This is a genomic window from Blautia wexlerae DSM 19850 (assembly GCF_025148125.1).
Classification (GTDB): Bacteria; Bacillota; Clostridia; order Lachnospirales; family Lachnospiraceae; genus Blautia_A; species Blautia_A wexlerae.
Genome location: NZ_CP102267.1, coordinates 355,189 through 380,000 on the forward strand (window position 1 = coordinate 355,189; position 24,812 = coordinate 380,000).

22 protein-coding genes, 1 tRNA gene and 1 other RNA gene (1 of these 24 running past the window's edge) are annotated in these 24,812 nt (G+C 42.7%); 20 read left to right on the forward strand and 4 right to left on the reverse strand.

Going from position 1 to position 24,812, the window contains the following annotated elements; genetic code table 11:
- Positions 1-280: 280 nt before the first annotated feature.
- Positions 281-1,660 carry a UDP-N-acetylmuramate--L-alanine ligase gene (gene murC, locus NQ550_RS01580; RefSeq protein WP_025578588.1) on the reverse strand — a complete coding sequence of 460 codons (1,380 nt, stop codon included), beginning with the start codon at positions 1,658-1,660 and terminating at the stop codon, positions 281-283.
- A 393-nt stretch (positions 1,661-2,053) separates the two neighbouring features.
- Here murC and NQ550_RS01585 point away from each other — a divergent pair, with 393 nt between their 5' ends.
- From NQ550_RS01585 to NQ550_RS01605, 5 genes are all read left to right on the forward strand, one after another.
- Positions 2,054-3,328, forward strand: a complete 1,275-nt coding sequence (locus NQ550_RS01585) for a glucose-1-phosphate adenylyltransferase (protein WP_008706943.1) — start codon at positions 2,054-2,056, stop codon at positions 3,326-3,328.
- A complete protein-coding gene (gene glgD, locus NQ550_RS01590) occupies positions 3,328-4,446 on the forward strand; it encodes a glucose-1-phosphate adenylyltransferase subunit GlgD (RefSeq protein ID WP_008706942.1) in 1,119 nt (372 codons plus the stop codon). Before NQ550_RS01585 ends, glgD begins: the two co-directional genes overlap by 1 nt.
- Positions 4,447-4,495: 49 nt before the next feature.
- Positions 4,496-4,783, forward strand: coding sequence for a septation regulator SpoVG (spoVG, locus tag NQ550_RS01595; RefSeq protein WP_008706939.1), 288 nt, complete (start codon positions 4,496-4,498; stop codon positions 4,781-4,783).
- 192 nt (positions 4,784-4,975) lie between these two features.
- Positions 4,976-6,298 (forward strand): PcsB-like coiled-coil domain-containing protein, encoded by a 1,323-nt coding sequence (locus NQ550_RS01600; protein ID WP_008706937.1) that lies wholly within the window; start codon positions 4,976-4,978, stop codon positions 6,296-6,298.
- Positions 6,299-6,469: 171 nt separating this feature from the next.
- A complete protein-coding gene (locus NQ550_RS01605; protein WP_008706935.1) occupies positions 6,470-7,165 on the forward strand; it encodes an anaerobic ribonucleoside-triphosphate reductase activating protein in 696 nt (231 codons plus the stop codon).
- On the opposite strand, the gene NQ550_RS01610 is transcribed toward NQ550_RS01605, so the two are convergent.
- The gene (locus tag NQ550_RS01610; protein WP_025578590.1) at positions 7,136-8,179 is read right to left on the reverse strand and encodes a DUF6128 domain-containing protein; all 1,044 of its coding nucleotides are present in this window, start codon (positions 8,177-8,179) and stop codon (positions 7,136-7,138) included. The two genes, NQ550_RS01605 and NQ550_RS01610, sit on opposite strands and share 30 nt — an antisense overlap.
- A 132-nt stretch (positions 8,180-8,311) precedes the next feature.
- On the opposite strand from NQ550_RS01610, the gene NQ550_RS01615 reads away from it, so the two are divergent.
- The 3 genes from NQ550_RS01615 (at position 8,312) to NQ550_RS01625 (ending at position 10,466) form a co-directional block, all read left to right on the forward strand.
- Positions 8,312-8,385 (forward strand) — tRNA-Pro (locus tag NQ550_RS01615).
- Positions 8,386-8,474: 89 nt separating this feature from the next.
- Positions 8,475-8,990 (forward strand): tRNA adenosine(34) deaminase TadA, encoded by a 516-nt coding sequence (gene tadA, locus NQ550_RS01620; protein ID WP_025578592.1) that lies wholly within the window; start codon positions 8,475-8,477, stop codon positions 8,988-8,990.
- Positions 8,991-9,098: 108 nt separating this feature from the next.
- A complete protein-coding gene (locus NQ550_RS01625; RefSeq protein WP_025578594.1) occupies positions 9,099-10,466 on the forward strand; it encodes an MATE family efflux transporter in 1,368 nt (455 codons plus the stop codon).
- A 134-nt stretch (positions 10,467-10,600) separates the two neighbouring features.
- Here NQ550_RS01625 and ffs read toward each other — a convergent pair.
- Positions 10,601-10,862: signal recognition particle sRNA large type (gene ffs, locus NQ550_RS01630), an RNA gene on the reverse strand.
- A 286-nt stretch (positions 10,863-11,148) separates the two neighbouring features.
- Here ffs and NQ550_RS01635 point away from each other — a divergent pair.
- The 8 genes from NQ550_RS01635 (at position 11,149) to NQ550_RS01670 (ending at position 19,177) form a co-directional block, all read left to right on the forward strand.
- On the forward strand, positions 11,149-12,231 hold the full coding sequence (locus NQ550_RS01635; protein ID WP_008706927.1) for a 6-phosphofructokinase: 1,083 nt from the start codon (positions 11,149-11,151) through the stop codon (positions 12,229-12,231).
- A 169-nt stretch (positions 12,232-12,400) separates the two neighbouring features.
- Positions 12,401-14,020 carry a DNA polymerase III subunit gamma/tau gene (gene dnaX, locus NQ550_RS01640; RefSeq protein WP_025578599.1) on the forward strand — a complete coding sequence of 540 codons (1,620 nt, stop codon included), beginning with the start codon at positions 12,401-12,403 and terminating at the stop codon, positions 14,018-14,020.
- Positions 14,021-14,234: 214 nt separating this feature from the next.
- Positions 14,235-14,591: a YbaB/EbfC family nucleoid-associated protein gene (locus tag NQ550_RS01645; protein ID WP_008706923.1), complete on the forward strand. Its 357-nt coding sequence runs from the start codon at positions 14,235-14,237 to the stop codon at positions 14,589-14,591.
- On the forward strand, positions 14,591-15,190 hold the full coding sequence (gene recR / locus NQ550_RS01650; protein WP_008706922.1) for a recombination mediator RecR: 600 nt from the start codon (positions 14,591-14,593) through the stop codon (positions 15,188-15,190). Before NQ550_RS01645 ends, recR begins: the two co-directional genes overlap by 1 nt.
- Positions 15,191-15,217: 27 nt before the next feature.
- A complete protein-coding gene (locus tag NQ550_RS01655) occupies positions 15,218-16,327 on the forward strand; it encodes a LacI family DNA-binding transcriptional regulator (RefSeq protein ID WP_020993251.1) in 1,110 nt (369 codons plus the stop codon).
- 415 nt (positions 16,328-16,742) lie between these two features.
- Positions 16,743-17,396 carry a fructose-6-phosphate aldolase gene (gene fsa / locus NQ550_RS01660; RefSeq protein ID WP_008706917.1) on the forward strand — a complete coding sequence of 218 codons (654 nt, stop codon included), beginning with the start codon at positions 16,743-16,745 and terminating at the stop codon, positions 17,394-17,396.
- A 15-nt stretch (positions 17,397-17,411) separates the two neighbouring features.
- Positions 17,412-18,251 (forward strand): transketolase, encoded by an 840-nt coding sequence (locus NQ550_RS01665; RefSeq protein WP_008706915.1) that lies wholly within the window; start codon positions 17,412-17,414, stop codon positions 18,249-18,251.
- Positions 18,239-19,177, forward strand: coding sequence for a transketolase family protein (locus tag NQ550_RS01670; RefSeq protein WP_008706912.1), 939 nt, complete (start codon positions 18,239-18,241; stop codon positions 19,175-19,177). Before NQ550_RS01665 ends, NQ550_RS01670 begins: the two co-directional genes overlap by 13 nt.
- On the opposite strand, the gene yyaC is transcribed toward NQ550_RS01670, so the two are convergent.
- Positions 19,150-19,704 (reverse strand): spore protease YyaC, encoded by a 555-nt coding sequence (yyaC, locus tag NQ550_RS01675; protein ID WP_008706911.1) that lies wholly within the window; start codon positions 19,702-19,704, stop codon positions 19,150-19,152. The genes NQ550_RS01670 and yyaC overlap by 28 nt on opposite strands.
- A 277-nt stretch (positions 19,705-19,981) precedes the next feature.
- Between yyaC and NQ550_RS01680 the strand changes: the two genes are divergently transcribed.
- The 4 genes from NQ550_RS01680 to NQ550_RS01695 all read left to right on the forward strand — a co-directional run.
- Positions 19,982-21,349 (forward strand): LysM peptidoglycan-binding domain-containing protein, encoded by a 1,368-nt coding sequence (locus NQ550_RS01680; RefSeq protein ID WP_025581044.1) that lies wholly within the window; start codon positions 19,982-19,984, stop codon positions 21,347-21,349.
- Positions 21,350-21,399: 50 nt separating this feature from the next.
- The gene (locus NQ550_RS01685) at positions 21,400-22,677 is read left to right on the forward strand and encodes a DUF5711 family protein (protein WP_242832743.1); all 1,278 of its coding nucleotides are present in this window, start codon (positions 21,400-21,402) and stop codon (positions 22,675-22,677) included.
- Positions 22,678-22,687: 10 nt separating this feature from the next.
- Positions 22,688-23,386: a CvpA family protein gene (locus NQ550_RS01690; RefSeq protein ID WP_025581045.1), complete on the forward strand. Its 699-nt coding sequence runs from the start codon at positions 22,688-22,690 to the stop codon at positions 23,384-23,386.
- A 239-nt stretch (positions 23,387-23,625) separates the two neighbouring features.
- Positions 23,626-24,812: the 5' portion of a transposase gene (locus tag NQ550_RS01695; RefSeq protein WP_259839073.1), read on the forward strand. The gene runs 142 nt beyond the window's last position; the window shows 1,187 of its 1,329 coding nt (coding positions 1-1,187); the start codon lies at positions 23,626-23,628; its stop codon lies beyond the right edge, outside the window.

Below are 24,812 nucleotides of genomic sequence, written 5' to 3' on the forward strand. Positions count from 1 at the left end.
ATGCACATATACATCCACATATGCAGGCAGATGAAAATGTGTATAACGATGTGGAAAATGTGGATAAGTGATCTGAACTGTTATAAATAAAGGAAGAACTGAGGGGGATAAAATGTTTATAACTTTTTAATGGAAATTGTCGACAGAGACACAAGTGTTCAGTATCTTCTATTGCTATAAGTGCTATAAGTTGGGCGGTTGTAAAAAACAGGACAATTCTGAAAAATTATTTTCCGAATTGTCCTGTGTAAATTGCTGATATTTATGTCAGGCAGAAACATTATTTACCCAGCAGATGCTCCCCGATATTTACAACATCTCCGGCTCCCATGGTGATGAGCAGATCACCCTCCTGGCAGTTGGAGAGCAGATAACTCTCAATCTCATCAAAGGTAGGGAAATACTCGCAGGGAGTTCCCAGTTCCTGAATACGCTTCTGCAGATCTTCAGAAGAAATTCCCAGAGTATCGGTTTCTCTTGCTGCATAAATATCCGCAACTACCACATGATCTGCCAGGCTGAGTGCTTTGGCAAACTCCGGAAGCAGAGCTTTGGTACGGGTATATGTATGTGGCTGGAATACACACCATAATTTCTTATGGGGATAATTGTGTGCGGCATGAAGAGTTGCTTCAATCTCTGTAGGATGATGTGCATAATCGTCTACGATCGTAACCCCTGCAACCTCTCCTTTATACTGGAAACGGCGGTCTGTACCTGTGAAGCTTCCAAGTCCCTTGATGATCACTTCTTCGGAAAGACCAAGAAGATGACCGAGGGCAATTGCTGCCAGTGCATTGGAAACATTGTGGATGCCCGGCACTTTCAGATAATAGCTGCCAACCTTAACGCCATTGCGCAGAACAGAGAAGGAAGCATGTCCATATTTGTCATAAGTGATATCTGCTGCCTGATAATCTGCATCATGTTCCAGACCATAAGTGATCACATTACATGGAAGATCCCGGATGATATCTTCATATTTCGGAGTATCTGCATTGATGATCAGTGTACCGTCAGCAGGAAGAAGCTCTGCAAAGCGGCGGAAGGAATGACGGATATCGTCAATATCCTTAAAGAAATCCAGATGGTCTGCATCCATATTCAGGATAATACTGATCTTCGGGAAAAAGCTCAGAAAGCTGTTTGTGTATTCGCAGGCTTCTGTGACAAAAGTCTCAGAATTGCCTACGCGGATGTTTCCGCCGATAGCAGGAAGAATACCTCCCACACTGATGGTCGGGTCACAGTCTCCTGCAAGAAGAATGTGAGATACCATAGATGTTGTGGTTGTTTTTCCATGAGTTCCGGAAATGGCAACAGGAGTGTCATAATTCCTCATAATCTGTCCGAGAAGCTCTGCACGTGTGAGCATTGGAAGTCCTTTTTCCTTTGCACAGGCAAATTCCGGGTTGTCAGGATGGATAGCTGCGGTATATACCACAACATCTACGTCATCGGTAATGTTTGTGGCACGCTGTCCGTAATAGATGGTGGCTCCCTTTTTCTCCAGTGCCTGCGTAAGAGGACTGGATTTGGAATCGGAACCGGAAATGACAAAATCCTCGCCGAGAAGAATCTCGGCCAGTCCGCTCATGCTGATGCCGCCGATACCGATAAAATGTATATGAAGTGGTTTGTGAAAATCTATCTGATACATAGTATGTTCTCCTTGATTAATTATTTACAAATCTTTATAAATCCGGTAACTGTAACATATTCGCATAGTTACTGGAACTGTTTTATCTGTCTGTTTATTATACTCCCTGTGCCTTAAAATGAAAAGGACTTCTTTTGGTTGATAAAAAATTACAAAAAACGACATTGGATATATGAAAAATGCCTAATAATATATCGGTGGAAATACAGACTCAATAAAAAACGTGTGCAAAAATCATAAAAAAACAAAAAATGAGAAACAAAAATTGTAAATAATGTTCACTAACAGATAAAAGTGTGTTATAATTAAATAATCATAACCTGTAACTGTTCAGTGCCTCGCGAAACAGCAGACTGACGAATAGTTACCATAACTACAACAAGAGGTGATTGCATGATTAAGAAAGAAATGATAGCTATGCTTCTGGCCGGCGGTCAGGGCAGCAGACTGGGTGTACTGACAGAAAAAGTAGCGAAACCTGCAGTTGCTTTTGGCGGGAAATATCGTATCATAGATTTTCCTTTAAGTAACTGTATTAATTCAGGCATTGATACAGTAGGTGTATTGACACAGTATCAGCCATTGCGACTTAATACACATATCGGAATTGGTATTCCATGGGATCTTGACAGAAACGAAGGTGGTGTAACAGTACTGCCGCCTTACGAGAAGAGTACCAGCAGTGAGTGGTACACAGGAACAGCCAATGCAATCTTCCAGAATATGGATTACATGGAACAGTATAATCCGGATTATGTCCTGATCTTATCCGGTGACCATATCTATAAGATGGATTATGAAGTAATGCTTGATTTCCATAAAGCGAATAAAGCGGATGTGACGATTGCCTGTATGCCGGTACCTATTGAGGAAGCAAGCCGTTTTGGTATCATGGTAACAGATGACATAGGACGCATTACGGAGTTTGAGGAGAAACCGGAGCATCCAAGCAGCAATCTGGCGTCCATGGGAATTTATATTTTCAGCTGGCCTGCTTTAAAGGAAGCACTGATGTCTCTGAAGGATCAGAACAGCTGTGATTTTGGCAAACATGTTCTTCCATACTGCAAGGAGAAAGGTGAAAGACTTTTCGCCTACGAATACAATGGATACTGGAAGGATGTAGGAACACTGGGTTCTTATTGGGAGGCCAATATGGAACTGATCGATATTATTCCGGAATTTAATCTCTATGAAGAATTCTGGAAGATTTACACAAAGGGAGATATTATCCCGCCTCAGTATATTTCGGCAGATGCGGTTACAGACAGATGTCTGATCGGTGAGGGTGCAGAAATTTACGGGGAAATACATAATTCTGTGATCGGACCAAATGTTGTGATCGGAAAAGGCAGCGTGATCCGTGATTCCATTATCATGCGCAATTCTACCATTGGTGAGGGCGTACAGATGGATAAGGCTATTATTGCCGAGGATGTTACTATTGGAAACAATGTTGTACTGGGATGTGGTGAGGAAGCACCGAATGTGCTGAAACCTGCAGTTTATGCATTTGGAATTGCTACGGTTGGTGAACGCAGCGTGATCCCGGATAATGTAAGGATCGGAAAGAATACAGCAATCTCAGGTATAACTGTTCCTGAGGATTATCCTGATGGTGAGCTGGCCGGCGGACAGGTAATTACAGCAAAGGACGGTGACGAATAATGAGAGCGATAGGTATTATTTTGGCTGGCGGTAATAATAACCGCATGAGAGAATTATCAAATAAGAGGGCAATCGCAGCAATGCCGATTGCCGGAAGCTACAGAAGTATCGACTTCGCACTGAGCAACATGGCGAGTTCTCATATTCAGAGAGTTGCTGTTCTGACACAGTACAATGCCCGTTCTCTGAATGAACATTTAAGCTCTTCCAAATGGTGGGATTTCGGAAGAAAACAGGGTGGTCTCTTTGTATTTACACCTACGATCACAAAAGAGAACAGTCTGTGGTATCAGGGAACAGCAGATGCTATTTATCAGAATCTGGAATTCCTTAAAAGCAGTCATGAACCATATGTAGTGATCGCATCCGGCGACTGCGTTTATAAGATGGATTACAACAAGGTTCTTGAATATCATATTGCGAAACGTGCAGATGTTACGGTAGTATGCACTACCTGCGATAATCCCAGTGAGATTGAGAGATTTGGTGTTCTCCGTATGAATGAGGACTGCAGGATTGAGGAATTTGAAGAGAAGCCAATGGTTTCTTCTTATAATACAATTTCAACAGGTATCTATGTTATCCGAAGAAGACAGCTGATCGAGCTGATCGAGAGAGCTGCGCTGGAAGGCAGACATGATTTTGTAAAGGATATTCTGATCCGCTACAAGAATCTTAAGAGAATCTATGGATATAAGATTGACACATACTGGAGCAATATCTCCACAGCAGAAGCATATTATAAGACAAATATGGATTTCCTGAAACCGGAGATCAGAAACTATTTCTTCAAACAGGAACCGACAATTAAGACAAAGATTGATGATCTGCCTCCTGCAAAATACAATCCGGGAGCACAGGTGAAGAACAGCCTGGTTGCCAGCGGATGTATTATCAATGGTACGGTGGAGAATTCCGTTCTTTTTAAAGACGTATTTGTAGGAAATAACTGCGTGATCAAGAACTCTGTGATTTTAAACAATGTATATCTGGGAGATAATACTCATATTGAGAACTGCATTGTTGAAAGCCGGGATACTATTCGTGCAAATTCGTATTACTGCGGCGACGGTGAAGTGAAGATCGTCGTGGAGAAAAATGACAGATATATACTGTAAATAAAACAGCCGGATAGATTCGGTAAATCGAAAGGAGTAAATTTGTATCATGAATATTACTGACGTGCGTGTGAGGAAGGTAGCAAAAGAAGGAAAGATGAAAGCGGTTGTTTCCATAACGATCGATGATGAATTTGTAGTACATGATATCAAGGTGATTGAAGGAGAAAAAGGGTTATTTATCGCTATGCCAAGCCGTAAGGCAACAGACGGAGAATATCGTGATATTGCACATCCGATCAATTCTGCAACACGTGACAGGATCCAGACGATCATTCTGGACAAGTTCCAGGAAGTTATGGATGCGGAACCGGAAGAAGCTGCAGCTGCGGAATAACCGGTGAATAAAGAACTGTAAACAGATAAGAAGCACAGGCACTGTCTCTGAAAAAGGGGCAGTGCCTGTTTTTGCTGAACATTAGTGAAGATAAAATGTTACATAATTATTACATAAATTAATAAAAAGTGTTGATTTTTTTACGAAATATGATATACTGGGTTTCAGATTAACGAGAAAGGTGATTAATTTATGAAGAAAAAAGTTTTTTCATTACTGCTGGCCGGAATGCTTACTTTTTCCATGGGAACAACTGCATATGCAACAGAAGATGCGATTGCTGATATGCAGGCTCAGAAACAGCAGGCAGAAGCCGGACTTGCCCAGACACAGGCGAATATTGACAGCCTTCAGAGCAAGAAGCAGGAGCTGGAGAACTATCTGTCTGATTTGAATACACAGTATGAAGACCTGACTAATGCAATTTCTGAACTCAGCATACAGGCCGGAGAGAAAGAGAATGAGCTGAAACAGCTTCACACAGAATTAAAGAAAGCCAAGAAGGCATTAAATAAACAATATGATGATATGAAGCTCCGCATCCAGTATATGTATGAGAATGGCGGTACATCTGCATTAGAGACTTTGCTGTCATCTAAGGATCTTTCTGAGTTCCTCAACAATGCAGAGAGTGTTGCGAAGATTTCCCAGTATGACAGGACTATGCTGGAGAAATGCGAGAACCTTCAGAACACTATCAAAGATCAGGAAACAACTGCTGAGGAAGAGAAGGCTGCTATTGATCAGCTTCTTGAAGAGAGAGCGGCCAAACAGCAGGAGGTTCAGAATCTTGCAGCAAGCACAAGTGATAACATATCTTCCTATGTAAGCCAGATCAGCGCAAGCCAGGAAGAAGCAGCAGCACTGACTGCAGAAATCAACAATGCAGATAACAGCATTGCTCAGCTTGTGCAGCAGGCAGAAGAGGAAAAAGCAGCCAGAGAGGCAGCGCAGGCACAGGCCGAAGCAGAGGCGGCAGCGGCACAGGAACAGGATGCAGAAGAGAGTTCTGATGATTATGAAGAAGATACAGATTCCTATGAGGAAGACTCTTCGGACAGTCAGGATTCTTCGGAGACTGAAGGATCTGAGGATACTTCTGAAGATTCAGGGGATTCTGATGATGAAGATACATACGAAGAGAACGATGCAGATTTCTATGAGGGAGACTCTGACAGCAATGAATCAGAAGATACATCTGACAGCCAGGCATCCTCAGACAGTTCTTCCGGTCAGGGAAAATACCTTGGCAACTTTACACTGACTGCATATTGCAACTGTGCACAGTGCTGCGGTACAGCAGGTAACCTGACAGCCAGCGGAACAGTTCCGACAGCAGGACGTACTGTAGCTATGGCGGGAGTACCCTTTGGAACACAGCTTCTGATCAACGGAAATGTATACACAGTAGAGGATCTGGGAACACCTTATGGACATGTTGATATTTATTGTGACAGCCATTCAGAAGCATTAAGCTTCGGACTTCAGTCTGCTGAGGTTTATCAGTTGAACTGATAACAAAACAATAATGTGATTAAGAACTCTGGTAAAACAGGGTTCTTTTTTTCGGATTTTTGCCCGGATTGCTATAACATAGGTGGTTTAACTTGAGGATTCAGATGCCTGATGATAAAATGATATATCAGATTTATATACGGTAAAATATAATTGGAATGGAGATAAACAATGAGAATCTGTGGCTTTAATAAAACGACATTGCTGGACTATCCGGGAAAGGTAGCCAGTACTATATTTCTGGGTGGATGCAATTTCCGCTGTCCGTTCTGTCAGAATGGTATATTGGTTGTGGCTCCCGGAGAACAGCCGGATTACAGTCAGGAGGAACTTTTGACTTTTTTGAAAAAAAGAAAGGGGATTCTGGACGGGGTCTGCATTTCAGGAGGGGAACCTACACTGTCAGATGGTCTGGAGGAATTTCTGGGAAAAATCAAAGAGCTGGGCTATGCTGTTAAACTGGACACCAATGGCTCACGTCCGAAGATTGTAAAACATCTGGCAGAAGCCGGACTGATCGATAAAGTAGCTATGGATATCAAAGCCTGTCCGGATAACTATGGAAATCTGACCGGAATAGAAAAGCCTGATATGGACAGTATTTTTGAGACAGCAGATTTTCTGCTGCATGGGAATCTGGACTATGAATTCAGAACAACAGTAGTACGGGAACTGCATACGCAGAAGGATTTTGAAGAAATCGCTGGGTGGCTGGCAGGAGCGAAAGAATATTATCTGCAGGCTTATAAGGACTCAGATGGAGTCCTCAGGCCTGGATATGGAAGCTATACTTTTGAAGAACTTCAGAATTTTCAGAAGATTCTTCAAAAGACGATTTTATCTGTGGGAATCCGGGGCATCGATTAAACGATACCAGTAACCGCCGCGCATTTTTGGAATCTCTATATAGCTGCTTTCTTTGAAGTAAGGAAAGCCAAACATATTTGCCATAAAGCGTTCCTGCTGATTATAAACGCCGGGAACGCCGAGGATATACTGTCCGTTATTTCTTTGTCCTAAAAGCAAATATCCGAAATTATAATGCCCATACTGGAGAAAACGGTTATTGCGCAGTGCACAGTAATGCCGCGGAAAATGCTTCAGGTCATCAAGGTGTATCTTCCATGCAGAAATCAGTTCGCCATCGGAGAAGGGGGAAAATTCGGCAGAGGTTTTTCTGTTTTCTGCATTTCTTTCCGGGACAGGATTGCCGGCATTTTCAGAACTATTGGAATCTTCAACAGTATTATCTGAGATATAGGATGACTCTGTTCCTGGCTTGTTATCAGATGTTCTCTGAGCCGGAATGTTGGCAGACGGTTCAATTGATAAAGAATCGTCAGGAACTTTTGTAAGCGAGGTATCTTCGGGTTTTTCTGAAATATCTTCAAGTTCTTCGGGCATTTCCTGTAATACCATATCTGCCGGAACTTCGGGTTTCTGTGAAGTGATTTTCGCAGATTCAGGAATATCTGCGTCAGGCATAGCTTTTATTTCATGGAAATTCTCCGGACGTATAGGCTGATCGTCCCATTCAGTACCAAAGAATCCGCCGGTATCTGAAGTAATGATCATTCCGCCCAACTTACCCATTGCAACGCCGGAGTCATTCATATCTGTTGCATCTGTTATGATCAGGCATTCTACAGTTTCTTTTTCTGTCTCGCAGGTATCCAGAAGAATTCCGTTGATCAGGCCATCCTTTCGTGTAAATCCATAAATATTGCATTTTACATTTTCAGGCAGCCCCGGACAATGCAGATGAATCTCAACAGAACATTGCTGATCTTTTACTTCAACTTTAATAAATCCGCAATTGCTGCCTTTCTTTCCGCTTTCATAGTCATATACATATGCGATAAAACGCCGATATCCAGCCAAAATCCTTCCTCCGTAAAACCAGATTCAATAATGTATATGACCATCAGAAGAAAATATTCGAAAAAATTAAAAAAATTTGAAAAAATCTATTGACAAACTGCGATTTTATTAATATAATAGCACTTGCATTGACGAAGCGTGGCTCAGTTTGGTAGAGCGCTGCGTTCGGGACGCAGAGGTCGTGGGTTCGAATCCCGTCGCTTCGACTACGCATAGGAAGTCTGAAACCAATTGGTTTTCAGGCTTTCTTTTTGCTATTCTGGTAGTGATGCAACAGCAGAAAGGAAAAGAAAAGTTGACAGATCAGGAACGTTTTATGAAAGAAGCTATCCGTCAGGCGAAGAAGGCAGAAGCTCTGGAAGAAGTGCCAATCGGCTGTGTGATCGTGCATGAGGGTAAGATCATCGCACGTGGATATAACAGAAGAAACACAGATAAAAATACACTCTCCCATGCAGAACTGAATGCAATCCGCAAAGCCAGTAAAAAACTTGGTGACTGGAGACTGGAGGGATGCACTATGTATGTGACGCTGGAACCATGTCAGATGTGTTCCGGGGCACTTGTCCAGTCCAGAATAGATGAAGTAGTGATCGGCTGTATGAATGCCAAAGCGGGCTGCGCAGGTTCTGTGATGAATCTTTTACAGGTGGATGGATTTAATCATCAGGTAAAGATTACACAGGGAGTTCTGGAAGAGGAATGTTCTTCTATGTTATCTGAGTTTTTCAGAAAGCTTCGTGAGAAAAAGAAGCAGGAAAAGGCAGCCCTTAAAGCTGCACAGGAAAATCCGGAGGGAGAACCGGAATAATAAAAGTAAAAGACAGACAAAAACAGGAAGAATCTTAAAGGCAATAAGAGTAATAAAAATAACAGAAGTAATGTTACAGGCAGAAATAAAAAGAGGCGAATAAAAAGAATGAAAAAAGATACAACAAACGACATGACCGTCGGCAGTCCGGTGAGTCTGATAATAAAATTTATGATTCCAATGTGCCTGGGAAATCTTTTTCAGCAGTTTTATAATATTGCAGATTCCATTGTTGCCGGAAAATTTATCGGAGTAAATGCCCTTGCAGCTATCGGAAGCACCGGTTCACTGATGTTTTTTGTGACCGGCTGGCTGAATGGACTCAGCAGTGGATTTGCGATTATCGTAGCCCAGATGTTCGGAGCGAAAAAATTTGACAGGATGCGCCATTATGTTGCCATGTCCATTTACCTTATGGCTGCATTTTCCATTGTCATGACCATAGGATTCAGTCTTGCGAACAAACCAATCCTGCATCTGATGAATTCGCCGGAAGAGGTATTTGGTGATGTAACTGCATATATGGGAATTATTTATGCAGGCCTTATTATCACAGGTGCATATAATGCACTTGCGGCTTTCCTGCGTGCGCTGGGTGACTCCAAGTCGCCATTGTATTTCCTGATCATTTCGGCTGTGATCAATGTTATTCTGGATGTAGTTTTTATTGTAGTCTTTGGAATGGGTGTAGAAGGATGCGGATATGCCACAGTGATCGCACAGGGAATTTCGGCAGTGTGCTGCCTGATTTATATTGTAAAAAGATTTCCGATCCTTCATCTGGAACGGAAGGATTTTGAGATATGCTGGGACAGTTTCGGCAGACTTCTGAAGCTTGGAATTCCTATGGGACTGCAGTTTTCGATTACAGCAATCGGAACCATTATTGTACAGGGCGCGGTCAATATTTACGGACCTGTACATATGGCCGGATTCTCTGCTGCCGGTAAGATCCAGAATATTTTTGCCACAGTATTTACAGCCTTCGGTGCAACCATAGCAACCTATGTAGGTCAGAACAGGGGCGCAGGAAAAATGGATCGTGTGAAACAGGGAGTCCGTTACACGCAGATGATGGTCCTGGGATGGAGCGTTTTTGTTATGTTCCTGATGTTTTTCTTCGGAAAATATCTGACATATCTTTTCGTAGATCCATCGGAACAGGACGTAGTAAATGTGTCTGTTACTTATTTCCGGACAGTATTCTGGGCATATCCGTTTCTCGGAAGTATTTTCCTCTATCGAAATACTCTGCAGGGAATGGGATATGGACTTGTACCAATGCTTGGCGGGGTATTTGAACTGGTGGCGAGAACCGGAATTGTCGTATTGATTGCGGGACATACTTCCTTTGCCGGTGTCTGTATGGCTGACCCGACCGCATGGATCGCCGCACTGATCCCACTGATTCCTTATTATTTTCATGTGATGAAGAAATATAAGAACAAAAGTCAGGTACAGGCAGTGGAGGATTAATTATTTTTTCCAACCTTTGTTAATATATGGACTTTTTGCAAATTACAAAAATAAGAAAAGCATTCAGGAAATTATCAACAGATAAAATTCTGAATGCTTTTTTATATGATGACCTGCATCATGAATATTCTTTTTTGCGCGCCGCACTTCGGAATGGTCCCACAGACGTTACCTCTACAGTTAACTCAGCCCAGGCACCCTTACGGCACACAAGAGCTTCTGCTTAGTGCTGCTACATTCCTGTCCTGACACGGTTCACAGATTCCTGTTGCGTAAGACCCAAACGTCAACGCCACTTATAGAGGGCAGCTCCACAGGATACAAGCCTCGGATTGGCATCACCCCTGCTGTAGCGGATTGCAGGTACAGGGCACCGCTATCTCCCCGGCTGCGCATTTCTGATTATATAGGCAGGAGGCTGTTTTGTCAATAGTGAATCATTATAGTAAAACTTATTACTGGGAACGGAGTGAACAGTAACAAACGGAGTGAACAGTAACGAACGTAGTGCGTGAATAGTAACTAAAACTTTTCTAACACTATTGTATGAAAACGATAAATATTATATAATAAACAGAAATAAACTATCTTTATTCTGGAAATGGATATGCCAGAGTACACAACATGTCTTGTATGTATGGATATGGATAATTCTTAAAACACAGAAATGGAGGATACTATCATGATTAAAAGAATAGGTATGCTTACCAGTGGCGGTGACTGTCAGGCTCTTAACGCTACCATGCGAGGAGTAGTAAAGGGACTGAGTAACAATTTGGATGAACTGGAAGTTTATGGATTTGATGATGGATATAAAGGACTGATCTATGGTAAATACCGTATGCTCACATCCAAAGATTTTTCCGGAATCCTTACACAGGGCGGCACAATCCTCGGAACATCCAGACAGCCATTCAAACTGATGCGTGTCCCGGATGAGAATGGCCTGGACAAGGTTGAAGCAATGAAGCAGACTTATTATAAACTCTGCCTGGACTGCCTTGTGATCCTTGGCGGAAATGGTACACAGAAGACAGCAAACCTTCTGAGAGAAGAAGGACTGAACATTATCCATCTTCCAAAGACTATTGATAATGACATCTATGGCACAGACATGACCTTTGGTTTCCAGAGTGCGGTAAACATTGCCACAAATGCCATTGACTGTATCCATACGACAGCATCTTCACATGGACGTGTATTTATCGTAGAGATCATGGGACACAAGGTAGGAAGTCTGACACTTCATGCAGGTGTTGCAGGCGGTGCGGATATCATCCTGATTCCTGAGATTCCATATGATATCAAAAAAGTTACCGCAGCAATCCAGAAACGCGCCAAAGCAGGCAAGCGTTTCACAATCCTTGCAGTTGCAGAAGGTGCGATTTCCAAAGAAGACGCAGAACTTCCTAAAAAGAAATACAAAGAGAAACTGGAAGCCCGAGCAAAGAAATATCCGTCCGTTTCCTATGAGATTGCTGACCAGATCTACAAAGAGATCGGAAGCGAAGTCCGCGTTACAGTTCCGGGACATACACAGAGAGGCGGAGAACCATGTCCGTATGACCGCGTTCTTTCCACAAGAATCGGTGCAGGTGCAGCGCAGGCAATCATGGATGGTGAATATGGCATCATGATCGGCGTGGTAAACGGCAAAATTAAACGTGTACCTCTTGAAGAGTGTGCAGGTAAGCTTAAGATGGTATCACCGAAAGATCAGCTTGTAGTTGCTGCCAAACAGATTGGTATCAGCTTTGGTGACTGATTAAGTGAAACAGTACTTGACTGACAGATACTTTTTCATATAAGATATGGATGTAAAAAAGACCGCCGCGGGAATTTTTTCCGCGGCGGCTGTGATAATAAGATAGAGATAACTATTTGGCGCGCTGCTGACAGTGGGGGTGCTGAATAGTTACGATAGGAGTTTACTCATGAGTTACACTGCTCTTTACAGAAAGTTCAGACCGGATAATTTCGCGGATGTCAAAGGTCAGGATCACATAGTGACTACTCTGACAAATCAGATTAAGCATAACCGTATCGGCCATGCGTATCTGTTCTGCGGCACCAGAGGAACCGGTAAAACAACAGTAGCCAAAATTCTGGCGAAGGCAGTCAACTGTGAGCATCCCGTAAATGGCAGCCCCTGTAATGAATGTGCCATGTGCAAGGCAATCCAGGCAGGAACTGCAATGAATGTGATCGAGATCGATGCTGCATCCAACAATGGTGTGGATAATATACGTGAGATCAGAGAAGAGGTTTCTTACCGCCCTACAGAAGGTAAATATAAAGTATATATTATTGATGAGGTTCATATGCTTTCCACAGGTGCCTTCAATGCCCTGCTGAAAACACTGGAGGAACCACCGTCTTATGTTATGTTTATCCTGGCAACTACAGAGGCGCACAAGATTCCGATTACGATTTTATCCAGATGCCAGAGATATGATTTCCACAGGATCACCATAGACACTATCGCGGCCAGACTGGATGAACTGCTCAAAGTTGAAGGTGTAGAAGCTGAGGAAAAAGCAGTCCGATATGTAGCGAAAGCGGGAGATGGTTCCATGCGAGATGCGCTCAGCCTTCTCGACCAGTGTATTGCTTTTTATCTTGGACAGGAACTTACCTATGATAAAGTTCTGGAGGTTCTGGGAGCCGTTGACACCGAAGTGTTTAGCAAGCTTTTGCGAAAAGTGATCCGGGGAGATGTGACAGGTTCCATTCATATCCTGGAGGAACTGATCGTAGGAGGCAGGGAACTGAGCCAGTTTGTGGGAGATTTTACCTGGTATATGAGAAATCTTCTTCTCGTTAAGACTTCTGAGAATCCGGAGGAAGCGATCGATGTCTCATCCGACAACATGAAGCTTCTGAAAGAAGAGAGCACCATGCTGGATGTGGAGACGCTGATGCGGTATATCCGTATTTTTTCGGATTTGTCCAATCAGATCCGATATGCAACCCAGAAAAGGGTTCTCGTGGAGATTGCACTGATCAAGTTGTGCCGTCCTGCAATGGAGACTAATCTGGATTCTGTTCTGGACAGACTGCGTGTGCTGGAACAGCGGATGGATGAACGTCCGGTACAGCAGGTGATCGTGCAGCAGGGTTCAGGGAAAATGCCGGCAGAAACCGGAGCAGTTCAGGAACCGGCGGGAAACAAAGCACCGGCGAAAGCTGCACCGGAAGATTTGCAGAAGATCGTGGCAGGCTGGAGAGTGATCACAGGACAGACAACAGGGATGTTTAAACAGATGCTTCAGAAATCTGTTCCGAAGTATAACAGTGAGACAGGAGAACCTGTTCTTTATGTGGAATTTCAGGATTTTCTGGGGCAGTCCTATGTGGACAATCCGGAAGCGAAGAAAGAGCTTCAGGACATCATCACTGCCCAGACAGGAAAAACAGTAGAGATCCAGATGCTGGTGGCAGATAAGCGTCAGCATACAAATCTGGCAAATATCACAGTGGACCAGGCGATAAAGAATAATATCCACATGGATGTTGTGATAGAGGAAGATCCTGATGAGGAAAAAGGAGAATAAATATTGTTACTGTTCACACACCACTATCCCGCGAGGTGTTTTGGCATGAATATGCCAAAATCCCGAGACATACAAGCCAAAATTCCATTGCCACAGGCAATCTGGAATGAATTTTGGCTACGTTACTGTGAACGGAGTGAACAGTAACTAAATATTCTCCGGACAGAAAAGGCAGTAAATAATAAGGCAATAAATAGCAAGGAGGACATCACAAATGGCAAAACGTGGAGGATTCCCGGGAATGGGTATGCCGGGAAATATGAATAATCTTATGAAACAGGCGCAGAAAATGCAGCGCCAGATGGAAGAGAATCAGAAAGCTCTGGAAGAGAAAGAATTTACGGCTACTGCAGGAGGCGGCGCTGTAGAGGTAACTATCTCAGGTAAGAGAGAGGTGACAAAAGTAAAGCTTCAGGAGGAAGTTGTAGATCCGGATGACATCGAAATGCTGGAAGATCTCATCGTTGCAGCTACAAACGAAGCACTTCGCAAAGTGGAAGAAGAATCTACGGCTGTTATGTCTAAACTGACAGGTGGTCTGGGCGGACTTGGCGGAGGTCTTCCATTCTGATGGAATACTACAGCAGTCATATCAATAAGCTGATCGAGCAGCTTTCCCATCTTCCGGGAATCGGTGCGAAATCAGCACAGAGACTGGCATTTCACATCATGAATATGCCAAAGGATCAGGTAGAGCAGCTTACCTCTTCCATTACCGGTGCCAGAGAGAATGTACAGTATTGCAAGTGCTGCTGTACTTTGACAGACAGAGAGATCTGTCCCATCTGCAGCAATGATAAGCGTGATCATTCAGTGATCATGGTGGTAGAGAATACAAGAGATCTTGCAGCTTATGAAAAAACAGGCAAGTTTGATGGCGTTTATCATGTTCTTCATGGTGCAATCTCTCCAATGCTTGGAATCGGGCCGGATGATATCAAACTGAAAGAACTCATGCAGCGTCTGGCAAAGGATGAGGTAAAGGAAGTGATCATTGCTACCAACTCCAGTCTGGAGGGGGAAACAACGGCAATGTATATCAGTAAGCTGATCAAACCTACCGGGATCAAAGTCAGCAGGATCGCAAGCGGAGTTCCGGTAGGAGGAGATCTGGAATATATTGACGAAGTGACTCTTTTACGTGCTCTTGAGGGGCGTGTGGAGCTTTAAGGTTACTGTTGAAAAGGAGGCATCACTTTGTCTAAAAAGAAAGCAACTTCTTCTGACGTGGCAAAGAGGGCAGGAGTCTCCCAGGCAACTGTTTCCATGGTCCTGAATAAGAAATATAATGTTTCTTTTTCCAGAGAAACAGTGGAGAAGGTAGAGCAGGCAGCCAGAGAATTAGGCTATCATCTTCCCGGACGAAAGAACAGAAAAGAAAGCCGGAAAGAGAAGCTGATCGTTGTTTTTTGCCCTACGCTTACAAGCCCGTATTATGTATTGCTTCTGCAGGGAATTGAGGCAGTGGCGAACAAACAGGGATATGGTGTCTTTATCTGTAATACACAGAGAGATCCCCGTCTGGAGGAGAAGTATCTGCGCATGATGGGTACAATAGAGCCGCTTGGCATTATCTACTGCTGTAATCCAAATCCGGATTTTCAGCAGCAGGTAGAGGAACTGGCGCAGACAATCCCACTGGTTATCATCAGCAATAAAGAGAAAACTACAACTATAGATGCCATTAATCAGGATAATACAGTTGTGGGAAGGATGATGGCAAGACATCTGCTTGATCTGGGGCACAGAGATGTAGCGTTTATCACTCCGCCCCTGACAAGGAGACAATGGCAGAGAACAAAACGTGTAAATGGTTTTGTGAAAGAGTTTGAGAAAGAAGGCCTGAAGGATCATGTGATCATTAAGGCTGCGGATGAAGCTATCGATATGCAGATCCCACGGATGGATTCGGAATATTCGATGGGTTATGAGCTTACTATGGAGCTTCTGGATGAAGGCAGGGAATTTACAGCTATTGCAGGCCAGAATGATATGATGGCTATTGGTGCGCTGGATGCTCTCCATGAAGCAAGGATTCATGTACCCAAGGATGTATCGGTGATTGGGTGCGATAATATCTTTTATTCGGGAATACGGAAGATCTCTCTTACTACGATCGATCATTTCGTAGCCCTTAAAGGCAGAGATGCCTGTGATATTATACTGCGCAAAATCGATGAGCAGGACCGTTTTCTCACAGATTCTGCTCCTGTCAGTCTCTATAATATTGAATATACCCCCAAGCTGATAGCGAGACGCACTACGGGGTATGTCAGAACCAAAAAAATAATTAAATACGTCGAATGAAAATTATTAATAATAATTTATCGAAACTGCAGAACAGTTATTTGGTATAGAGCTGTGTGGCGAGGTAGATTGCGAATATCTACCCGGCAGGCATTTTCTGGAAACGTACCAAAATTTCAGGATGTGCGGCTGAAATCCGATATCAGAAATGATTTCTGACGGAGGTTTCCTGCAACAGCAAAGACAGCGAACAGTTACGAAAAGAAATGGTTATAAAACATATTGTATATTGCATGTTGATAACAACGAATATATGCTTTGACTGGAAAATAAAGAATTAATAAGACATGCGATTATTAATAAAGAAATTATTAATAATCTTTTGCCACGCTTGACCTAAATGTAAAGTCTGTTATAATGAAACCATCAGATCAATGAACGATTATGACAAGCAAAAATCAGGAGGGTTAAGAACATGAAATTTTTTATTGACACAGCAAAAGTAGAAGATATTAAGGCAGCTAATGATATGGGTGTAATCTGTGGTGTTACCACAAATCCGTCTCTTATCGCAAAAGAAGGAAGGGATTTCAAGGAAGTAATCAAAGAGATCACATCTATCGTAGACGGACCGATCAGCGGTGAAGTAAAAGCTACTACAACAGATGCAGAAGGAATGATCAAAGAGGGACGTGAGATTGCAGCCATCCATCCGAACATGGTTGTTAAGATTCCTATGACAGTAGAAGGTCTGAAAGCAGTTAAGGTTCTTCATGCAGAAGGAATCAAGACAAACGTTACTCTGATCTTCACTGCTAACCAGGCACTTCTGGCTGCAAGAGCAGGTGCTACTTATGTATCTCCGTTCCTTGGAAGACTGGATGACATTTCTACAAGAGGTGTTGATCTGATCCGCGAGATTGCTGAGATTTTTGAAGTGGCAGGAATCGAGACAGAAATCATCGCAGCAAGCGTAAGAAATCCGATCCATGTAACAGACTGTGCACTTGCAGGTGCTGACATTGCAACTGTTCCGTACAATGTAATCGTACAGATGACAAAACATCCTCTGACAGATGCAGGTATTGAGAAATTCCAGAAAGATTATAAAGCAGTATTCGGCGAATAAGGAGAATTTACCACAATGGAAAAATTAGAACTTCAGAAAATTGCAAACGAAGTCCGTAAAGACATCGTTACTGCATTACATTCTGCAAAAGCAGGACATCCGGGCGGATCTCTGTCTGCAGCAGATGTATTCACTTATTTATATTTTGAAGAAATGAATATTGATCCAAAGGATCCTAAGAAGGCTGATCGTGACCGTTTCGTACTTTCCAAAGGCCACACAGCACCGGGATACTATTCTGCACTTGCAGAAAGAGGCTTTTTCCCAAAAGAAGATCTGAAGACTCTTCGTCATCTGGGTTCCTATTTACAGGGACATCCGGATATGAAACATATCCCGGGTGTTGATATGTCCAGCGGTTCTCTGGGACAGGGAATCTCTGCAGCAGTTGGTATGGCGCTTTCTGCCAAATTAAGCAATGAAAGCTATCGTGTATATACCTTATTAGGCGACGGCGAAATTCAGGAAGGCCAGGTTTGGGAAGCTGCTATGTTTGCAGGCTTCAGAAAACTGGACAATCTTGTAGTGATCGTGGATAATAATGGACTTCAGATCGACGGTAAGGTTGATGAAGTATGTTCTCCATACCCGATTGATAAGAAATTTGAGGCATTTAACTTCCATGTGATTAACGTTGCAGACGGAAATGATATGGATCAGTTAAGAGCTGCTTTTGATGAAGCAAAAGCTACTAAGGGAATGCCTACAGCTATCATTATGAAAACTGTAAAAGGAAAAGGTGTTTCCTTTATGGAAAATCAGGTTGGATGGCATGGAAAAGCTCCGAATGACGAGCAGTATGCACAGGCAATGGAAGAGTTAGAAAAGGCAGGTGAAGCATTATGTCAGAAGTAAAGAAGATCGCAACAAGAGCAAGCTACGGTGCTGCGCTGGTTGAATTAGGTAAGAAACATGAGAACCTGGTCGTTCTGGACGCTGACCTTGCTGCAGCTACTCAGACTGGCGTATTCAAAAAAGAATTTCCGGAGCGTCATATTGACTGCGGTATTGCCGAGTGTAATATGATGGGCATTGCCGCAGGTCTGGCTACTACAGGAAAAGTTCCATTTGCCAGCACATTTGCAATGTTTGCAGCAGGACGTGCTTTTGAGCAGGTTCGTAACTCTATTGCATATCCGAAAATCAATGTAAAAATTGGCGCTACTCATGGCGGAATTTCTGTAGGTGAAGATGGTGCTACCCATCAGTGTTGTGAGGATTTTGCTCTTATGAGAGTAATTCCGGGAATGGTTGTTGCCTGCCCTTCTGATGATATTGAAGCAAAAGCTATGGTAGAAGCAGCTTATGAGCATGTTGGTCCTGTATATATGAGATTTGGACGTCTGGCAGTTCCGGTTATCAATGACAGACCGGACTATAAATTTGAATTAGGCAAAGGTATTGTCCTTCGTGAAGGAAAAGACCTTACGATCATTGCAAACGGTCTCTGCGTAGCTCCTGCTCTTGAAGCTGCAGAGAAGCTTGCGGCAGACGGCGTAGATGCAAAAGTAATCAATATCCATACGATTAAGCCTCTGGATGAAGAACTTGTAGTTGCAGCAGCCAAAGAAACAGGCAAGGTTGTAACTGTAGAAGAGCATTCAGTAATCGGCGGACTTGGAGGAGCAGTATGCGAATGCCTGTCTGAGAAAGCACCTGTACCTGTAAAACGTATCGGTGTAAATGATGTATTCGGAGAATCCGGTCCTGCCACAGCTCTTCTTGAGAAATATGGTCTTGATGCAGAAGGCATCTACAAACAGATCAAAGAATTTGTATAATTTACGATTCCCTGTGTGATGGTATCTGCCAGAGAGATTACCGTAGACAGGCGGGTAGTCTGAAGGGTTAGCTGTTCCAGTACACCTGCAATGTTTACAATCCCTGTGATATGGATATCACCAACAGGAGGAAGTTCTTTCTGAACTGCAGCACCTGGGTAAAGTGCACCATCTGCGATGGTCACATACCCCAGGTGCTTTTTTTGTCCAAGAGAGGCATCCACTGCAATAACCAGACCTTCGGGATGCAGAATTTTGATCTGGCGGGAAATTCTGGAAAGATTTAAAGCATGTACGGGGCTTTTCAGGGTACCGTAAACATAAACGCCATGAGTGTCCGTATTCAGATGTTCAAGTAACTGGTGTCCGATATAGGGACCGAGACAGTCTCCTGTCACGCGGTCACTTCCGATACACAGAAAAACCAGTTCCGACCATCTGCCGGGATATTGAAGAATACATTTATTTAAAAGAAAAGCGATTTCCTCAGCAGAACTGCTTTTCTGTGAGTCCACATAAAATACCATAAAACCTCCCTGATCGTATTATGTACTCGCAGAGTCTCTATTGTACCTGCACAAAAAGATTTCGAGAGCACATTATTGATTATATCTTTTAATTGCTATAGTCCCTTTGCTTCATAACAACAAGCTGCGAAGAGGCTTCTGATAACATCATATCCTTACCGGGATAAAAATATGCACTGTGCAAAATCTGTCGCCAAATTCTGGTAAATTCCTCTTACAATGTGATAAAATCTGCAATTTATCTGTGTTATCCTGATACCCGAAGGGGTGATGAGAGATGATAGAAGTAATCTATAAGGACGAATCTCAGGAAGGACAAAATGGTGAGGAACCGTTTGGATTACCCAGAAATATACGCCAGATCGGCCTGGCAGCCGAAGATTACAGGATTTATATGGAGGACTATGTGTACACATTTCTGGTAAGACTTGCCAGAACGGAAGACTCTCTGGGAGAAGCAAAAACCAGAGTGGCAGTTCTTACAGGAAATCTTAAATGGCGTTCTCAGACAGCTTATCTGTTTATCAAAGGTGCTATTATAGCGGAGGAGATGGAGGCAGCACCTGATCATATCGATTTTTCGGAAAATCAATGGAAGCAGATACAGGAAGCCCAGAAGGAGTACTTCGAAGATCAGGAGATTGTGGGATGGTTCTTTTCACAGCCTCAGCTTCTCCTGAAAGTATCGGAAGTGATGTCAAAAGTACACATGAAACATTTTGGAGGAGAAAAAGTCCTGATGCTTATGGAACCTCAGGAAAGGGAAGATGCTTTCTTCCGTTATGAAAACAATGAAATGGTGCGTCTGGGAGGGTATTATCTTTATTATGAAAAAAATCCCGGTATGCAGACGTATATGATCGACAAAAATGAAGAACTTCAGCCGGAACCTCAGGAAAAATATGAAGATCAGGCTGTGAAAGATTTTCGCAAAATAATTGCAGATAAAAAGGAAACCAGGAAGGAGCCGGCAGCTCCTTCTGTTTTTTCATATGGATTAACTGCATGTCTGGCAATTGCAGTACTGACAGTGGGTGTTAATTTTTACAGAAGTTACCAGAATGTAAAACAGAACGAAAAGGAGAGCGCGACGGTTTCTTCAGTGATCGTTGAGGAGATAACGCCGTCTCCTGTTGTCGGGACTTCGAACAATGAAGCTGTCAGGCAGCATAAACAATACCGGACAGATACTATACAAAATGATGCAGGGAAGAATAAAAAGAATAATGAAGAGAATAATGAAGAGAATAATCAAAGCACCAGTGAAAAAGAAAATTCTGAAAAGAAAAACAATACTTCAGAGAAAAAAATATCAGCAGAGCAGACAGATACAGAACAAAAATCGGACAAAACAGAACAGCTTCCGGATGTAAAGACAGAAAAAGCAGATAAAACCGAACAAATCTACCAGCAGGAAGCAGATGAACGTAAAGCACAGAAACGTGTCAGGGAAGCTGTGCAGAAGGAAAACAGCGAAGCAGCGGGAAAAGCCCATGAGTCATATGTGATTCAGCCCGGCGATACTCTTTTTCAGATAAGTATGGACAGATACGGAAGTATCGAAGCCATAAGTCAGATCTGCAAATTGAATGGGATGTCAGCGGACGAAATCATTTATCCGGGACAAGTAATTGTATTACCTTAGAAAACTGTGCTATAATAAATGGCAAAAACTGAAACCTGATAATCAACAAAATGAAAGTGAGAAATAAGGTAAAGGCTAAAATGGCAAATACATTTAAGAAAATAATAAAAAAACATAAAAAGAAAAAGCTTCAGGCAGAGAGAAACAGAAAAGCGAAAGCCCGGGAGAGAGCTGAAGAGGAATATGCAGATGATTATGAGCGCAGATTGTCCCGCCACAAAAGAAGTGTAGTGAAAAAGACAGTTATTACAGTGGTGGCGATAGCTGCTGCTGTAACGGCTGTGGGATTTTACATAGAGAAGAGAAGCTATCATACTTATAAAGTAGTCCAGACAAGTGAGCAGGAGGATATTGTTTCTACAAATTATGTTGAAATGGACGGAAATATCCTTCGATACAGTCCGGACGGAGTTTCGCTTGTTTCTGATAAGATGAGTACATTATGGAGTGAAACCTATCAGATGCAGAATCCTGTGGCAGATGTCAATGGAACTCGTGCGGTGATTGCGGATAAAGATGGAACAACTTTGGAGATTTATGATAAATCCGGAAAAACAGGCAGTGTAACTACTTCTTACAGTATTGTCAAAGCAAAAGTATCCAAAAGCGGTCTTGTTGCGGCAATCCTGGATGGCGGAGATGATACATGGATTGATTTTTATGGTACAGATGGAAGTCTGATTGCTGAAAATCAGACGAAGATAGATGATCCGGGATATCCCCTTGATATTGCTGTATCTGAAGACGGAGTGATCATGATGGTAACCTATCAGTTCGTAGATGGAAGTGATACGACCAGTTATGTGGCATTTTACAATTTTGGAGATGTAGGACAGAACGAGGATGACAGAATTGTCAGTGGATATAAGTATGAAGGCGTGGTAGTTCCGCAGATCCAGTATCTTGATAATAACCGGTCTGTAGCACTTAAAGATAATGGATTTACAATTTATCATGGAAGCCAGATTCCGAAGGAAGTAAAAACAGTAAAAGTAGATAAAGAAATTGTCAGTACTTTTTATGATAATGATATGATTGGTCTTGTGTTTAAGAATGACAGTAAAGACAAACAGTATACAATGGAAGTTTATACTACAGATGGCAAATTGAAATTCAAAGAAAACTTCAATATTCCATATACGACGATTAAATTAAGCGGTGGAAATATTCTGATGTACAACAGTTCCCAGATGTGTGTAATGAACAGCAGAGGAGTACAGAAATATCTTGGCAGTGTGGATGGAACGATCAAAGATTTCTTCAAAATCGGAATGAACAGATATCTTCTGGTATTGGACAGCGGTGTAGAGATAATAAAACTTAGTTAGGAGGATGAAAATGGCTTTAACGTGGGCCGGAGTCATTACGATACTTTTTCTGGCGGCTGCATGTGTCAGAGGTTATAGGCGGGGACTGATAAAAGAACTGGTTTCGCTTGTATGTGTTTTTCTGTCGATGGCGATCGTGTGGTTTATAAATCCTTATGTAAATGAGTTTATTCGGGAAAATACATCAATTTATGAAAAAGTACAGGAAAGCTGCCGGGAGTTTGTAGGAGAGGAATACAGCACATGGACAGGCAGTGGAGAAAGCCAGACTGAATTTATAAATGAAATGAATCTCCCGGAGCTGCTGAGAAATGGACTGGTTCAGAATAATAATTCTGACAGTTACCAGTATTTGGCTGTAACTACATTTTCGGATTATATTGCTCAATATCTGGCGAGAATGGCAGTGAACGGAATTTCTTTCCTGATTTCTCTGCTGATGTCGACGATTATGGTGAGGAGTATCACATGGATGCTGAATCTTGTGACGAGATTACCTGTGCTGCATGGCATGAACAAGGTAGCAGGAGCGTTGCTGGGGGCAGTTAAATTCCTTATAGTAATATGGATTATCTTTCTGGCTCTCACCATTGTGTGCAATACAAAGGCTGGTGAGGCGGCCCTTCAGATCATTAAGAAAGATTGCATCCTGAGTTTCATATATGACAGAGATATCCTGATCAGGATATTTATGAGTATCTTCTATTAAAAAGGTTTGGTATCTGTGGACCGTAGGTATCGGATCCGAATGTCTTCCTGCGCAAATGCGAACGATTTTTGAATAATTGCGCGTCGCATTCTCGTTACTTAGTGATGAGTTAGACGCGCAAATTTTTTACCCAAAGGAAAACATATGTTTATTTTTAGCACTATATGTGCTAAAATATAGCCATGGGTAGTAGAAAAAACAACAGAATCTGAGAAAAGAGTTATCAGGGAAAAATAAAAATGCAGATAATATCCAGCTATGGCGTAGAATTACGAAAACAGAATATCCCGATCCGCCAGACACTGGAGATCTACCGTTCTGCTGTCAGCTATCTGATTGGGATCTATGTGCAGGTATGGGAAGAATTAGCAGAAATCCCGGATGCAAAGAGGCGTTTTAATGCTGCAGAACATCTGGTGCATACCACGAAGAAAAACCATGCCTGTTTTGATTTTGATATCCGGTTCCCAAAGATGCCGTCCTATCTGCGCAGATCTGCCATCCAGCATGCACTGGGGACAGTATCCTCTTATAAAACACGGCTGGATCTATGGGAAAAGACAGACGGAAAGAGCGGGAAACCAAAGCTTGTATATGAAAATCACGCCATGCCGGTCTTCTACCGTGATGTCATGTATCGTGAAGGAGTGGAAGGGAAAGACGAAGCATACCTGAAACTCTATGACGGCCATGACTGGAAATGGTTCTGTATACGTCTGGAGCATACAGATATGGAATATCTGAGAAAATGCTGGTCAGGGAAAAAGGCATCTGCCCCGATTCTGGAAAAGAGACACCGGAAGTATTTTTTGCGTTTTTCCTATAAAGAGGAAGTAACACTTACCAAAACACCTGTGAAAGAACAGATTATCTGCAGCGTGGACTTAGGGATCAATACCGATGCAGTCTGTACGATCATGCGGGCAGACGGAACTGTCCTGGGAAGAAGATTCATAGATCATCCCAGTGAAAAAGACCGGATGTACCGCACACTGGGACGGATCCGCAGATTCCAGAGGGAACATGGCTCTGCGCAGACACAGGGAAGATGGGCATATACGAAACGTCTGAACACAGAACTGGGTAAAAAGATTGCAGGTGCGATTGTAAGATATGCGGAAGAAAACCATGCAGATGTGATCGTGTTCGAGTATCTGGAGATGCAGGGGAAGATATCGGGAAAGAAAAAACAGAAACTGCACCTGTGGAGAAAGCGGGATATCCAAAGACGCTGTGAACATCAGGCACACAGGAAAGAGATGCGGATATCCCGGATCTGTGCATGGAATACCAGCAGACTGGCTTATGATGGTTCCGGGGTGGTAACACGTGACCGGGAAAATCACAGCCTCTGTACTTTTCAGACAGGAAAACGATATAATTGTGACCTGTCAGCATCCTATAATATAGGAGCCAGATATTTTAT

Coding starts and splice junctions, on each gene's coding strand:
- murC (WP_025578588.1), bottom strand. CDS start 1,660: ATGTATCAGATAGATTTTCACAAACCACTTCATATACATTTTATCGGT.
- NQ550_RS01585 (WP_008706943.1), top strand. CDS start 2,054: ATGATTAAGAAAGAAATGATAGCTATGCTTCTGGCCGGCGGTCAGGGC.
- glgD (WP_008706942.1), top strand. CDS start 3,328: ATGAGAGCGATAGGTATTATTTTGGCTGGCGGTAATAATAACCGCATG.
- spoVG (WP_008706939.1), top strand. CDS start 4,496: ATGAATATTACTGACGTGCGTGTGAGGAAGGTAGCAAAAGAAGGAAAG.
- NQ550_RS01600 (WP_008706937.1), top strand. CDS start 4,976: ATGAAGAAAAAAGTTTTTTCATTACTGCTGGCCGGAATGCTTACTTTT.
- NQ550_RS01605 (WP_008706935.1), top strand. CDS start 6,470: ATGAGAATCTGTGGCTTTAATAAAACGACATTGCTGGACTATCCGGGA.
- NQ550_RS01625 (WP_025578594.1), top strand. CDS start 9,099: ATGAAAAAAGATACAACAAACGACATGACCGTCGGCAGTCCGGTGAGT.
- NQ550_RS01635 (WP_008706927.1), top strand. CDS start 11,149: ATGATTAAAAGAATAGGTATGCTTACCAGTGGCGGTGACTGTCAGGCT.
- dnaX (WP_025578599.1), top strand. CDS start 12,401: ATGAGTTACACTGCTCTTTACAGAAAGTTCAGACCGGATAATTTCGCG.
- NQ550_RS01645 (WP_008706923.1), top strand. CDS start 14,235: ATGGCAAAACGTGGAGGATTCCCGGGAATGGGTATGCCGGGAAATATG.
- recR (WP_008706922.1), top strand. CDS start 14,591: ATGGAATACTACAGCAGTCATATCAATAAGCTGATCGAGCAGCTTTCC.
- fsa (WP_008706917.1), top strand. CDS start 16,743: ATGAAATTTTTTATTGACACAGCAAAAGTAGAAGATATTAAGGCAGCT.
- NQ550_RS01665 (WP_008706915.1), top strand. CDS start 17,412: ATGGAAAAATTAGAACTTCAGAAAATTGCAAACGAAGTCCGTAAAGAC.
- NQ550_RS01670 (WP_008706912.1), top strand. CDS start 18,239: ATGTCAGAAGTAAAGAAGATCGCAACAAGAGCAAGCTACGGTGCTGCG.
- yyaC (WP_008706911.1), bottom strand. CDS start 19,704: ATGGTATTTTATGTGGACTCACAGAAAAGCAGTTCTGCTGAGGAAATC.
- NQ550_RS01680 (WP_025581044.1), top strand. CDS start 19,982: ATGATAGAAGTAATCTATAAGGACGAATCTCAGGAAGGACAAAATGGT.
- NQ550_RS01685 (WP_242832743.1), top strand. CDS start 21,400: ATGAAAGTGAGAAATAAGGTAAAGGCTAAAATGGCAAATACATTTAAG.
- NQ550_RS01690 (WP_025581045.1), top strand. CDS start 22,688: ATGGCTTTAACGTGGGCCGGAGTCATTACGATACTTTTTCTGGCGGCT.